This window comes from Rhodobium orientis, from assembly GCF_003258835.1.
GTDB classification, from domain to species: Bacteria; Pseudomonadota; Alphaproteobacteria; order Rhizobiales; family Rhodobiaceae; genus Rhodobium; species Rhodobium orientis.
Map to the genome: position 1 here is coordinate 1 of NZ_NPEV01000208.1, position 252 is coordinate 252.

At 47.6% G+C, this 252-nt stretch carries 1 protein-coding gene; it reads left to right on the plus strand.

Annotation, left to right across the window (positions count from 1 at the left end; all coding sequences use genetic code 11):
* Positions 1 to 17: 17 nt before the first annotated feature.
* Positions 18 to 252, plus strand: a 235-nt coding sequence (locus CH339_RS25865; RefSeq protein ID WP_276329896.1) for a CdaR family protein, incomplete at its 3' end; no start/stop codon positions are given.

Here is a 252-nt window from a genome sequence, read left to right on the forward strand (position 1 = left end):
ATCCATCGGTGACAACCGTGACGATCGAAGAAAAAACGACGAAGGAATTCCCGGTCGAGGTTGATTTTTATAATAAAAACAAAATGAAAGACGGCTACACGCCGGAGCTGCCGATCATCAACCCGAAAAACGTCAGCGTCACCGGCTCAAAAGCCGTGATCGACAGAATCCAGAACATCAAGGCGACGATCAATTTAGAGGGCGTCGACCAGACGGTTGAAAAAGAAGCCAAGCTTACAGTATACGACAAGG